The organism is Ferrovibrio sp. GW821-FHT12D07, from assembly GCF_058807275.1.
The window spans coordinates 1027700-1040339 of sequence record NZ_JBXAQN010000001.1 but is presented as its reverse complement, the minus strand read 5'-3'; the positions used below and the strand labels follow the sequence as shown (position 1 = coordinate 1040339).

Annotated in this window: 15 protein-coding genes; 9 read left to right on the top strand and 6 right to left on the bottom strand. The window is 62.0% G+C overall.

Going from position 1 to position 12640, the window contains the following annotated elements; genetic code table 11:
- Positions 1–1008 carry a phytanoyl-CoA dioxygenase family protein gene (locus tag AC1RRE_RS05260; RefSeq protein WP_492980048.1) on the bottom strand — a complete coding sequence of 336 codons (1008 nt, stop codon included), beginning with the start codon at positions 1006–1008 and terminating at the stop codon, positions 1–3.
- Positions 1009–1093: 85 nt separating this feature from the next.
- On the bottom strand, positions 1094–2299 hold the full coding sequence (locus AC1RRE_RS05255) for a Bcr/CflA family multidrug efflux MFS transporter (protein ID WP_492980047.1): 1206 nt from the start codon (positions 2297–2299) through the stop codon (positions 1094–1096).
- A 265-nt stretch (positions 2300–2564) separates the two neighbouring features.
- Between AC1RRE_RS05255 and AC1RRE_RS05250 the strand changes: the two genes are divergently transcribed.
- The 4 genes from AC1RRE_RS05250 (at position 2565) to AC1RRE_RS05235 (ending at position 6613) form a co-directional block, all read left to right on the top strand.
- A complete protein-coding gene (locus tag AC1RRE_RS05250; protein ID WP_492980046.1) occupies positions 2565–3290 on the top strand; it encodes a Bax inhibitor-1/YccA family protein in 726 nt (241 codons plus the stop codon).
- Positions 3291–3471: 181 nt separating this feature from the next.
- The gene (locus AC1RRE_RS05245) at positions 3472–4959 is read left to right on the top strand and encodes a M81 family metallopeptidase (protein ID WP_492980045.1); all 1488 of its coding nucleotides are present in this window, start codon (positions 3472–3474) and stop codon (positions 4957–4959) included.
- 13 nt (positions 4960–4972) lie between these two features.
- Positions 4973–6286 carry a tetratricopeptide repeat protein gene (locus AC1RRE_RS05240; protein WP_492980044.1) on the top strand — a complete coding sequence of 438 codons (1314 nt, stop codon included), beginning with the start codon at positions 4973–4975 and terminating at the stop codon, positions 6284–6286.
- 138 nt (positions 6287–6424) lie between these two features.
- On the top strand, positions 6425–6613 hold the full coding sequence (locus AC1RRE_RS05235) for a hypothetical protein (RefSeq protein WP_492980043.1): 189 nt from the start codon (positions 6425–6427) through the stop codon (positions 6611–6613).
- 66 nt (positions 6614–6679) lie between these two features.
- Here AC1RRE_RS05235 and AC1RRE_RS05230 read toward each other — a convergent pair whose 3' ends face one another.
- From AC1RRE_RS05230 to AC1RRE_RS05215, 4 genes are all read right to left on the bottom strand, one after another.
- Entirely contained in the window at positions 6680–7108 is a 429-nt protein-coding gene (locus tag AC1RRE_RS05230) for a DUF2794 domain-containing protein (RefSeq protein ID WP_492980042.1), read from the bottom strand.
- A 112-nt stretch (positions 7109–7220) separates the two neighbouring features.
- Positions 7221–7772 carry a response regulator gene (locus tag AC1RRE_RS05225; protein WP_492980041.1) on the bottom strand — a complete coding sequence of 184 codons (552 nt, stop codon included), beginning with the start codon at positions 7770–7772 and terminating at the stop codon, positions 7221–7223.
- A 21-nt stretch (positions 7773–7793) separates the two neighbouring features.
- Complete coding sequence (locus AC1RRE_RS05220) at positions 7794–8441, bottom strand: chemoreceptor glutamine deamidase CheD (protein ID WP_492980040.1); 648 nt, start codon at positions 8439–8441, stop codon at positions 7794–7796.
- A 24-nt stretch (positions 8442–8465) separates the two neighbouring features.
- Positions 8466–9656: a pentapeptide repeat-containing protein gene (locus AC1RRE_RS05215; protein ID WP_492980039.1), complete on the bottom strand. Its 1191-nt coding sequence runs from the start codon at positions 9654–9656 to the stop codon at positions 8466–8468.
- A 249-nt stretch (positions 9657–9905) separates the two neighbouring features.
- Between AC1RRE_RS05215 and AC1RRE_RS05210 the strand changes: the two genes are divergently transcribed.
- The 5 genes from AC1RRE_RS05210 to AC1RRE_RS05190 all read left to right on the top strand — a co-directional run bounded on the left by AC1RRE_RS05210 (position 9906) and on the right by AC1RRE_RS05190 (position 12598).
- Complete coding sequence (locus AC1RRE_RS05210) at positions 9906–10427, top strand: hypothetical protein (RefSeq protein ID WP_492980038.1); 522 nt, start codon at positions 9906–9908, stop codon at positions 10425–10427.
- A gap of 113 nt (positions 10428–10540) precedes the next feature.
- Positions 10541–11086 carry a hypothetical protein gene (locus AC1RRE_RS05205; protein ID WP_492980037.1) on the top strand — a complete coding sequence of 182 codons (546 nt, stop codon included), beginning with the start codon at positions 10541–10543 and terminating at the stop codon, positions 11084–11086.
- A gap of 173 nt (positions 11087–11259) precedes the next feature.
- Complete coding sequence (locus AC1RRE_RS05200) at positions 11260–11736, top strand: hypothetical protein (protein WP_492980036.1); 477 nt, start codon at positions 11260–11262, stop codon at positions 11734–11736.
- A 182-nt stretch (positions 11737–11918) separates the two neighbouring features.
- On the top strand, positions 11919–12233 hold the full coding sequence (locus AC1RRE_RS05195) for an STAS domain-containing protein (protein WP_492980035.1): 315 nt from the start codon (positions 11919–11921) through the stop codon (positions 12231–12233).
- A complete protein-coding gene (locus tag AC1RRE_RS05190; protein WP_492980034.1) occupies positions 12230–12598 on the top strand; it encodes a response regulator in 369 nt (122 codons plus the stop codon). The genes AC1RRE_RS05195 and AC1RRE_RS05190 overlap by 4 nt, the downstream gene beginning before the upstream one ends.
- The last annotated feature ends 42 nt before the right edge of the window (positions 12599–12640 follow it).

Here is a 12640-nt window from a genome sequence, read left to right as displayed (position 1 = left end):
TCAGCGCATATAGAGCTGGTTGCGATACATGAACTGCGGCGTGATCTCGGTGGTGATCGGCAGGTCCTTCACCGGCAGCCGCTCGGTTGCCGATCCCATCACGTCGCCATAAGGCAGCAGCGTATAAAGTGCCTGGAACAGCATGCGGTTGCGCGTCTTCGGCACCTCGCCCTTGTGCAGCCCGTATGTGTTCACCATGAAGGCCGAGCCGGCCGGGCCGACGAAATGTTCAAACTGTCCGGTGAACACCTTTTCCAGATAGGGCGCCTGACCGCGCTGGCCACCGACAAAGAACTGCAGCGGATTATGGTTGTCCTTGGTCGAGGCGCGGTAAATCTGCTCAAACCGGTCGGGACGGTGCGAATTCGGCAGGAAGACATGCGGACCTGAATCCTCGTCCACATCGCTCAGATACAGGAACAGCTTGCAGAAACGGAAGCAGTCCTTGTCGCGATGCAAGGTCTGCGGACTGCCGGGCATCGACCGTCCGGCATAGGAATGCCAGGCTATGTAGGTGTCGATGATCGGTTCAAAGCCCAGATGCGCACGCACGACATCCAGGATGCGCGGATCGTTGGCGATATCGACCAGATGCGGGCAGGCAATCACATCGCTGGTCTTGTGGTAACCGATATAGGTGGTATCTGGCGCCTCGGATGCCAGGCCGCCACCGATCGGATTATGCGAAGCGTCCTGGTATTCGACCTCGCAGTTGGCCAGATAGGCGCGGATATCGGCAATCTTTTCGGGCGTGACGAACTGCCCCAGCTTCAGGCGGCCCAGCTTGGAGAATTCGCGCGCGCTATCATCCTGCATCGCCTCCGCCGTGGTTTTGGCCGGTGTCATGGCAGGGAAAGCGCCGCGCAGGCCGGTCACCACGTTATCTGCGATCTGCATCATCGCAGCCGGGTTGGAGGCCACAGTCGGACGGATTGCGCGGATGGTGCTGCGCAGCAGGCGTTCAGCCGGTTCAGTTGAGAAACCCGGCGACTCCACGGAGGTGTTCATGGTCATGACTCATGCCGATTGCGAGACTGTGTGAATCATAGTGCGCTGATGGCCCAAAGGGGAACTGAAAAACACCGACGACCCGCTAGCGCACCAGGATCAGGCGCGCCGACAGCCCGCCCAGGCCGCACAGTCCGACGATCACCACCATCGACAGTGCCGTGCCGTCATGCAGCAGGCCGACCAGGCCGCTGGTGACGGCGCCGCCAGTGAATTGCAGCGTGCCCATCAGGGCGGCAGCCGTGCCGGCGCGATGCGCCTCACCCGCCATGGCGCTGGCGGCGGCATTGGGCAGCACGGTGCCCAGACTGGCGATATAGACGAACAGCGGCAGCCACAGGCCGAACATGCCGCCGATCCGGAACACGGTCAGCAGCACCAGCACCACGCCGGACAGGGCCATGACGCTGACGGCGACGATCAGCACCTCATCCAGTGTGAAACGCCGCAGCAGCGCGCGGTTGACCTGCGACAGGCCGATGATGCCGATGGCGTTGATGCCGAATATCCAGCCATAGGCCTGCGGTGATATCTGGAACAGATCGATGAAGACAAAGGGTGAGCCGGCGATATAGGCGAACATGCCGCCCATGCCGAGGCTGGAGGCCAGCGTGTAGCCCATGAAGCGGCGATGTTGCAGCAACTGGCCGTAATTGCGCAGCGCCGAACCGATGGTCAGCCGCGCCTCGGGATGCGCCACATGGGTCTCGCGCAGCCAGAGCCGGCCGGCGACCATAACAATCGCGGCGAAAACCGCGAGGAACCAGAAGATCGCGTGCCAGTCGAACCAGACCAGAACATAGCCACCGAGCAGCGGCGCCAGGATCGGCGCCACACCCATCACCAGCATCAGCAGCGACATGACGCGGGCACCTTCGCGCGGCTCGAACAGGTCGCGCACCATGGCGCGCGAGATCACCAGCCCGGCGCAGGAGCCAAAGGCCTGCACGAAACGCGCGGCGATCAGGCTGTCGATATTGGTCGCCAGCGCGCAGGCGACCGAGGCGCCGATATAGAGCAGGTTGCCGATCAGCAGCGGCGCGCGACGGCCGTAGCGGTCACTGACCGGGCCATAGAAAAGCTGTCCGATGGCAAGGCCGAGGAAAAACAGCGACAGGGTCTGCTGCACCTTGCCGGCATCCGTGGCGAGCGCCCGCTCCAGTGCCGGCAGGCCGGGCAGGTACATGTCGACCGCCAGCGGCGTGAAGGCGCTCAACGCGCCCAGGATCAGGGTGAGCTGCCAAAGTGAGCGCTGACTGGGCGTGCGCTGGCCGGCGGGCGAATCGGACATGAGACTCTCTGTCGGCTGGCGGTTTTCCGCCGGTCCGGGTGTTTTCAGGGGAAAAGGCGGCCCGTCATACGCGATCCGCCGCCGGCTGACGAGGGCGCGCGGCACACCACCGGCTGCGCCTGGCCGCCTGCGGCGCTAGGGCTTGCGGAAAGAATGTGCGGTTTATGAATGACTTATATAAGAATTTTATGCGGTGTTTACGCTTGAAATCCGCTCCGGCACTGACAATATGCTGATCACAACCATTGTCTGAGGAGGCAACACCATGTCGACCCCGTTCAACCAGCCGCGCTATGGCTACGGCACCGCCACGATCGACCGTGCGGTGGTCGATGAGGCCCTGCGCAGCTACATGCTGCGGGTCTACAACTACATGGGCTCGGGCCTGGCGCTCAGCGCCATCGTTGCCCTGCTGGCCTCGCAGTCGCCTGCCCTCATGAGCACCCTCTTCTCGGGCGGCCTCGCCTTTGTGGTGATGCTGGCTCCGATCGGCCTGCTGCTGGTGATGAGCTTCGGCGCCAACAAGCTCTCGGCCGGCGCCGTGCAGGGGCTGTACTGGGCCTTCACCGCCACGATGGGCCTGTCGCTGTCGACCATCTTCATGGTCTACACCGGCACTTCGATCCTGCGCATCTTCTTCATCACCGCCGCAATGTTCGGCGCGATGAGCCTGTGGGGTTACACGACCAAGCGCGACCTGACCGGCATGGGCAGCTTCCTGTTCATGGGCGTGATCGGCCTGATGATCGCCAGCATCGTGAACATCTTCCTGGGCTCGAGCGTGCTGCAGTTCGCCATCTCGGCGATCACGGTCCTGGTCTTCACCGGCCTGACCGCCTTCGATACGCAGCGCATCAAGTCGGAGTTCTATGAAGGCGACCCGTCGGACATCCAGACCAAGCAGGCGATCTTCGGCGCGACCTCGCTGTATGTGAACTTCCTGAACATCTTCATGGCCCTGCTGAACCTGTTCGGCCAGAAGAACGAATGATCCCGGCTTAGACCGGAATAGATCGAGGCCCCGGCAGGCAACTGCCGGGGCTTTTTTCATGCGCGCCCCATTTTATCGCGAACCAAAGGGCGGACCATGAGGTTCCCCGTGACAAGCCCGATCCGGCAGTCTTAAGCTTTATTCGCCGGCTTACGAATTCTGCCAAAGGATCGCCCGTCCGATGAAGCTTGTCCTTGCGATGGTGAAGCACGAGACCAACACCTTCTCGCCAATTGTCACCGATTTCGCCCGCTTTGAGGCCTGGGGTCTCTATACCGGCCAGGCCGCCATCGACGCCTATGCCAAGACCAACATGCCGCTGGGGGTCTACCTGAACCTGGCCAGGGAATTCGGCGCCGAGGTGGTGCTGCCGATGGCGGCCGAAGCCATGCCCGGCGGCAAGGTCACCAAGGATGCCTGGAAGCGCCTGACCGATCCGATCCTGGATGCCGTGCGCGCCGGCTGTGACGGCTGTCTGCTTGACCTGCATGGCGCCATGGTGGTGGACGGGGTGGAAGACGGCGAAGGCACGCTGCTGGAGCAGATCCGCCAGATCGCGCCCGATCTGCCGATTGCCGTGACGCTGGACCTGCATTGCAACCTGACGCCCAAGATGGTGGCCAACTGCACGGCGCTGATCGGCTACAAGACCTATCCGCATGTCGACATGGATGTGGTGGCGCAGCAGGTCGGCCGCGTGGTGCTGGAATTTATGGCCGGCAAGCGCAAGCAGCCGGCAATGGCACTGCGCCAGTTGCCGCTGCTGTCGCAGACGCTGTGCCAGGGCACGGATGATGAGCCCATGAAATCGGCGATCCAGGCCTGCGTCGATGAAGAAGCGAAGGGCCTGCCCTGCGCCAGCGTATTCGGCGGTTTCGCCATGGCGGATATCAAGGACGCCGGCACGACGGTCATCACGGTGGGCGACGACCAGCAGCAGGCGGATGTGGCAGCCGACAAGATCGCAGCCCAGGTCTGGGACAAGCGCGACATCCACATCTACCAGCATCGCGATCTGGCCGAGACCGTGGCCAAGGCCAAGAAGCTGAAGGATGGTCCCGTCGTCCTGCTCGATCATGCCGACAACTGCGGCTCGGGCGGCACGCAGGATGTGATGATGGTGATCGCCGAAGTGCTGAAACAGGGCTTGGAAGACGTGGCCGTCGGCGCGGTCTGGGACCCCGAGGCCGTGCAGGTGATGCAGAAGGCCGGCGTGGGCGCCACGGTGACGCTGGAACTGGGCGGCAAGAGCGACATGCCGTCGCTGAATCTTAAAGGCAAGCCGCTCAAGCTGACCGGCAAGGTGCGCACGGTGACTGATGGCGAGTGGATCGTGCGCGGCCCGATGTATACCGGCTACAAGGTCATGATGGGCCCGACAGCCGTGCTGGAGGTGGAGGGCCGCATGCAGATCGTGGTCGTCTCGCGACATCACGAGCCCTGGGATACCGGCGTGTTCCGCTCGGTCGGCATCGAGCCCGAGCACAAGCGCTACCTGCTACTGAAGTCGCGCATCCACTACCGCGCCGGCTTCGCGCCGCTGGCCAAGGCGACTTTCACGCTGGACGGCGAAGGCGTCACCACCTCGGACAATAGCATCCTCGACTACGCCAATCTGCGCCGGCCGATGTATCCGCTGGACAAGATCAACGACTGGCAAGGCCGGTAAGGACGATACGGGCATGTTGCAGGATCAGTGGGGCCTGGACGTCGCCACCGATAATCCGGCCGCCATCGAGGGCCTGAACACCTTCGACACCAGCTTCCTCACCTATGGCACCACGGCCGCCGCGATCTGGGCCGCCGCCAAGGCCGATCCGGCCTGCGTGATGGCACAGGCCAAGGCCGCGGCGCTGGAGATGTTCCTGCAGACCGGCCAATCCATCACCAGGGCCAGGCCCTGGCTGGCGGGCGCCGAAGCACATCTGCATAACGCCACCGAACGCGAGCGGCTGTGGCATGCCCAGGTGACGGCCTGGGCAAACGGTGATGTGGAGACCGCCATAGCGCTTTGCCGCGACCTGAGCGCCCGCTGGCCCGACGATCTGCCGGCCATGAAGATGGCGCAATATCACATGTTCCATGTCGGCGATCTGGCCGGAATGCTGGCGGTGGCCGAGGCCGCGCTGCCGGTGCACCGCGCGCGCGCCGAGATGCATGGCATGCTGGCCTTCGGGCTGGAGGAGATGAACCGGCTGGAGGAAGCCGAGACGGCCGCCCGCCATGCCATCAGCCTCAAGCGCGGTGAACCTTGGGCACATCATGCTCTCGCACATGTGATGGAAGCCCAGGGTCGCTGCACCGAGGGCCTGGAGACGATGACGGCGCTGGCCGATACCTGGACCGACAGGAATTCCTTCATGCGCAGCCATAACTGGTGGCATGTCGGGCTTTTCGCCATCGACTGCGACCAGCCCGATGCCGCGCTGCGGCTGTATGACCAGCAAGTCTGGGGCCTGGTGAAGGACTACAGCCAGGACCAGGTGAACGCCGTGGCGCTGCTGGCGCGACTGGAAATCGCCGGCCTGGATGTGGGCGAGCGCTGGCAGGATGTTGCCGATTACCTGGAGCGCCGCGGGCCCGAGCATGTCGAGCCGTTTCTGGATGCGCATTACCTGTTGGGGTTAAGCCGCGCCGGCCGCGATGCTGCCGTCCAGCGTCTGCTGCAAAGCCTGCAGACGTATGTCGATGCGCAGCCTGATCATCTGGCCGGGCGTATCTGGCGCGGCGTCGGATTGCCGCTGGCCGAAGGCGTCGCCGCCTATGGCCGCGGCGCGTGGCGCGAGGTATTCGAAAAATTACCTGCGGCGTTACAAGGCCTGCAGCAGATCGGCGGCAGTCACGCGCAACGCGATCTGTTCTGGCAATTGTGGCTGCGCGCAGGTGTGGAAAGTGGCGAAAATGCTGCAGTAAAACCGCATTTCGAACGCCGGCTGGCCGAGCGTCCGTCTGTGGCCAAGCATCGTCGGGACATGGCTTCTGTCACGTCAGTATAAAAATATCGTAAACCGACAGAGTGTCGCAGATAAAATATCGGCCATTGCCGTTCCGCGAAGACAGGCGCAAGAATGATCGTGATGCAGCCTGTGATTCGTGCAGGTATGCAGCAACACTGTTTTAAGGGATGGACCCCGATGTTGACCCGTTTCAAGACGATCGCCGCTGCTTTCGTGATGGCTGGCTTCCTGGCTGGCGCTGTTGCCCCTGCCTTCGCCCCTGCCGCCGAAGCCCAGACCGCTCAGCCCGCCAAGAAGAAGGCTGAGAAGAAGAAGACTGGCGAAAAGAAGGCTGCCAAGCCGGCGAAGAAGGCCAAGAAGGCCTAATCGCTTTCAAGCATTCGATCTGGAAAGGCCCTCGTTCGCTGGACGGGGGCCTTTTCTTTTGGGGAATCAGAAGACCGCTTCGCGCTTGGGCTCGAAGAAGCGCAGCATGACGGCAAGGTCACGGCCACGGCGCAGCACGCGGCCGCCCTGGGCGATGATGGCGAAAGCGCCCTGCTTGCGCGCCAGCTTCGGCGTCTTGACGATGCGGTAAAGCGCGCCGTCGGCCGTGCGGCGGAATACCGCGAAGCTGCAGCTTTCACGATCATGGCCAATGGCATAGTCGCGCCATTCGCCCTGCCCCACCATGCGGGCATAGAGATTCAGGATCAGATTGAATTCGCGGCGATCAAAAAATACGGCCGGCTCTACTGCCGGCCTGGGGTCGGTGCTTCTGGCGACGATCAGCTTTGCATCCGCACCCGGAGCCGCCCCTGGCGAAGCGGTATCCTCAGGCATCGAACGCCGGAACTGATGCAAGGCGACAACCTCGCTCATGCCGAAACGGCTGACCTCCCAAATCGACTCTGGTGGTATGAATCTTGGTCCTGTGACGGAAGTCCGTCAAGCCGGGATTGCAGCACCGGGCCGCTCCCGGGGGCCGAATGGCTCAGATTTCGTTCAGCAGCCGCTCGACGGCGGCATCGTCCATCTGCTGGTCGCCCTTTTCCATCATGTCCTTGCGGCGCTCCTCGCCGGTATAGTTGGACACCTTGTGGCGGCGGCGATCGGGGCCGAAGAAATCGTCGGTGCGCACGAACTGGCGGGGATATTCGACCACGACGGTGATACGGCGCGCCATGGTCTTGGCCGAGAAGGGCTTGACCAGGAATTCGGTGACGCCGACATCGCGCGCCTTCATCACCTTCCACTCCTCCGACTGCGCCGTCACCATCACGATGGGAACGAACACATTCTTGGAGGCGGGATTCTTGCGTATCCACTCAACCAAGCCAAGACCATCCATTTCACCGTCCATGTGCCATTCGGTGAAGATGATGTCGACGACGTTGTTTTCGAGATAGGTCAGCGCATCTTTCGCATTCATGCACTCTGCGATGCGCGCCACGCCAAGCGGTCGCAAAACCTCTTTGATAAGCTGCATGTGGTTGTGGTTACTGTCGACCACCAGCACTGCAACGTTATTGAGTTTATAAGTCATGACCGAAAGCGCCTGTGCCGTTCAGTCAAAGAGTTCGATGCTGCCCGCCGTCGTCTGCACGGCAGTGATCTTCTTGGTGCTCTCGCGCTGGAACACGGCCTTCGCGCTGGCATCCTCGATCTGCTTCATGCGGACGATGCCGGTCGAGGGGAAATACTGGACCTTGCGAGGCAGCGTGCCGCGCAAATCCTTGCCCATGATGCGGAAGCCTTCATCCTTGAGATAGCGTTCGACGAAGTCGGCATTCTGGTGGCCGATGCCGCGCAACCCGGCCAGCACGTTGGCACCACCGAAGATTTTCACTTCCAGGCGTTCGCGGCGGCCACCGGCGCCCAGGATTCCGTTGATCAGCTGCTCCATGGAGTAGCTACCGTAGCGCAAAGAGGCGGAAAACGGCAAATCCGGATTGGTGTCCCCGCCCTTGTCGGGCAGGAGGAAATGGTTCATCCCGCCCACCCCGGCCACGGGATCGCGGATGCAGGCGGCCACACAGGAGCCCAGAACGGTAGCCAGCATCTCGCCCTCGCGGGTCGAGACGAAGAAATCGCCCTGGAAGACCTGGACCACATTGACCTTCAGAATGGGGTCGTAATAACGACGACGATCCCCCGAAGCACCGCCATCGGCGGTCGGGGGGCGGCGCAGGATGCTGCCAGGCGTCGTGTTCATCGGGTCATCATGGCTATGCGCCGGTCAGGGTTCAAGACCGCTGGTGTCATGCAGGATCGCATCACCCCAGTCCACGCCCTCAAGGACCGCCCCGTTCAGGCGGGCCCCGGAGAGGTCAGTATATATCCTGCGCCCGGTCTGTTCGCCTTTGGCACTCAGAATTTCGGCACTGCCGAAGCGGCTGCCGTGCAGGCGGCTGTTGCGCAGGTCGGCGCCGGTCAGGTTGCAACCGGCGAAGGTTGTAGCCTTGGCGCTGCAGCCGCGCAGATCGACACCGGACAGGTCGGCGAACTGCAGGGTGGTATTGTCCAGCGTCACGTCGCGCATGGCGGCGCCGCGCAGCTTGATGCCGGACAGGTCGAGATCGCTCAGATCAAAGCCGCTCAGATCCTGCCCGCGCAGATTGGCAGGCCGGCCATCGCCACCGCCGACCCAGCTCTTATGGGCGGCGAGCGCAGCCTTGATTTCGTCTTCACTCAACGGTTTCGGCGCGGCCGTCGCATGCTCGACCGCCATGTTGGCCATCACCACATTGGCGCCGGACACCTCGACATCGCTCAGGTCCACACCGTGCAGATGCGCATCGGTGAGATTGGCGCCCTGCAGCGTCGCGCCGGCGAGATTGGCACCGGCCAGCTCAGCACCCACGAGATTGGCGCTGGCGAGCGTTGCGCCGGCAAGATCGGCACCCGACAAATCAACGCTGACCAGCTGGCAATCGGTGAGTGCCGCATCCTGCAGGTTGGCGCCCGCCAGGTTGCTGCCGCTGAAATCCGCGCCCAGTGCATCGACGCCGATCATGGTGGCGCCGGCGAAATTGCTGCCCGTCACGTTCAGACGCAGGACTTCGATGCCCTCTTTCGGGTTCTGCCCCAGTTCCAGGCCGCGACGGAAATTGGCGCCGGTGAGATTGGCGCCGGCCATGTTCACCCGCTCCATCGTCGCACCGCGCAGGTCCGCGCGGGTGAGATCGGCATCCGAGAGATCGGCATTGGACAGATCGGCCTTGAACATGTCGCATTGCATCAGCTGGGCCTTGGCCAGCTTGGCAGCACGCAGATTGGTCATGCGGAATGACGCCCGGCGCAGGTCTGCGCCGCTCAGGTCAGCACCGCTCAAATCCTTGCCGGAGAAATCCGCCGGCTGGCCTGTGGGCATCCCCTTCAGCCAGAGATGATGGTGATGCAGCATCTCCTTGATATCGATCGGATCCATATCCGCTCGTGGCCCCCTGTTTGATCAGGTAGTTAGCATGTTTCCCACAGCGCACATATGCCCGTGACGACTGGTTATCAGCTTTTAATTTCCCTTATATGCCAACATTGCCCACTGTGCAGGCAAGAGACTTGGGGGCACGAACGATCAACCGGTGGTCGTAATACCACTGGGCGAATAACAAAAAGATATCAGCGGGTTGCCTCGGGAAGAGTGCATATCCGCGGCAATTATGGAAGAATTGGCTCTATGGGGAAGGCTCCGGCGCTGTCGCAGGACAATCGAAAGACGCAATCGGGCAGTACGGAGGCGACGGGCGTGTCGCCGGCCGGAGCGCGCGAGCTGCTGGATTTCATTGCGCTCGTCCTGCTGGCCATCAAGGAAGAAGTTGAGGATTTGCAGAAGGTGCAGAGCGCCAATGCGCAGTCCTTTGCGGCCAAGCTGGTCGAGCTGGGCAAGCAGCTTCCGGGCTCGCCGGTGATGGGCGAAGTGGTCAGCCTCATGCAGAGCGATGACCTGCGCAGCCAGCGCCAGCAGCATGTGATCAATGCCCTGCGCTATGTTGAAGACATCATCCGCGACCAGTCGGGCCGCGAATGGGCACCGCGCCTGACCGATCGCGCCGCGGGCTGGGGTGAAGGCCTGGTGGCCAGTCAGACCCTGGAGCAGGTGCGCACCCATTTTCAGCACTACCTGCTGGGCGCGCCCTCGGAGGATGCAGGATCTGGCACTTCTGCAGCCGCACATAAAAGTGAAGTCGAGCTTTTTTAGTCCCTATGCTGAGAACTGCGTATTCGGTTGCGGCTGTCACACGGGATGTTTACCTTGCCGGTGTTACCGTGGCGGCGTGTTATGCCGTCGCATGAGGAGCGTTGATACCCAACATGGCCGATAACGACGCCAAGACCAACGCAAACGCCGACGACAAGAAGGCGGGCGGAGCCGAATTCGTTACGCCGCCGAATTACCTCAAGATGAAGGTCGGCGGCGGCGGCATCGACAAGGAAGCGATCAAGGAAGCCGAGATCGCCGTGCAGGTGCTTGGGCATAAGATGTATGCCAAATGGGCCGACGACGATCTTGGCCGCATGCGCACTGCTTTCGAAGAACTCAAGCAGACCAACCTGGACGATCCGAACAGCGTGAAACACATGCTGCGCATCTGCTGGGACATGAAAGGCCTGGGCGGCACCTTCGGCTATCCGCTGGTCACCACGATCACGCATTATCTGAGCAATTATCTCGAGCATTGCCTGAATGATGCAGCGGCGACTGTCAGCGCCGCCGTCGTCTCGCCGCATATCGACGCGCTCTATGTCGTGCTGAGCCAGAAAATCAGCGGCGATGGCGGCGCCATCGGCCGCGAGCTGGTGTCCGGTCTGCAGAAGGTCGTGCTCAAGACCGGCGCCCGCATCGGCGGCGTTGGCTGATTTCCTGCCTTTTCCTGCATAACCCAATATTTGGTAGCCCATAGGGCTGAGGAATCCGTGATATCGCGGTTCCTCCTTGACCCCCGGAATCGCGGTGGCTAAGGTCTACCCGACTCGGGCCGACGGTCCGATTCGCCACAGACACCGTGACTTTTTTAGGGATTGGAACACCCGTGGATCTCGATCAAGGGTTGTTCGCAGATCGCGATGCAGATTCCGGCCACGATGATGCCGGATATAGCCATTCCTATTCCGTCGATCCGATCATCGATATCGAGGCCGAGGATATCGAGGATATCCAGCCGCGTCGCGACCGGGACGGCGTGACCCGCCAGACCATGATCGTGCCGCCGCCGCGGATCAACGACCGCTTCAACACCGAGACCAATTTTCACGGCCTCTCGCTGTCGCAACTTGCGGTACACTCGCTGTGGATCGCCGATTATCTGCGGCAGCTGGGCGAGACCGAGATGGCCGACGGCGACCTTGACAGTATCGGGCGCTGCGCCGAAGACTTGGAAAACGCCATCATGATGATGTTCCAGCTTGCCGGCGGCACCCGTCAGGAGCTGCGCCAGCGCTATCACGAGATCAAGCGGATGTTGCAGGCACGTCAGCACGCTACGGTCGACCTGAGCCGCGCCCAATAGGGCTATTTTTCGAGCACCTTCCGCTGCCACGGAAGCCACGGGGCTAATTGTGGTTTTTTGATAACCCCCGATGCATCCCCCTTCCGTCCCTGCGCCCCCTCGGCTAGGCTTATCCTAACAAAGCCAAGCCCCTCCACGGGGTAGGCTGACGCCCGCCTTGCGGGTGTTCCGGGGGAATGTGGATGGACTCGTTCACGGTCACAAAGACGGATGATGCAACCCAGATCGCCTTGGCGGCGAGCATGGATCTGCGCGCCGCCGAACCCCTTTTGCATAGCTTCCACGAGATTCTGTCCCAGGGCGGCAAAATCGTGATCGACGCCTCGGCAGTGGAACGTCTTTCCACGCCATGCGTGCAGATCCTGCTGTCGGCGGCGAAGCATATGGAGGAGCACGGCATCGCTTTTGTCGTGAAAGCCCCCAGCGACGCCTTCGTATCCGCCTTTGACGATCTGGGCCTCTTCTCGTTTCTCATGAAATGGCCGGTACAGACATGACCAAACGCGTTCTTACTGTCGACGATTCAAAGACCATGCTGCAGATGCTGCAATTCGCACTGAAGCAGGGCGGCTTTGAGGTCATTCAGGGCGAGAACGGCCAGGAAGGTCTGGACCTGCTCGAAGCCAACAGCAATATCGACGTGATCATCACCGACATCAACATGCCGGTAATGGATGGCATCACCTTCATCAAGGAGCTGCGCAAGCAGCCCAAGAACAAGGCCATTCCGGTGCTGATTCTCACCACCGAAAGCAGCCAGTCGAAGAAGGAAGAAGGCCGCAGTGCAGGCGCCACGGGTTGGATCGTCAAGCCGTTCGATCCGGGCAAGCTGCTGGAAGTTATCCGTAAGGTCAGCCCGTAAGCGGCTGAAAACGGAACGGCGACGCGGAGCAGAAGCGGGACG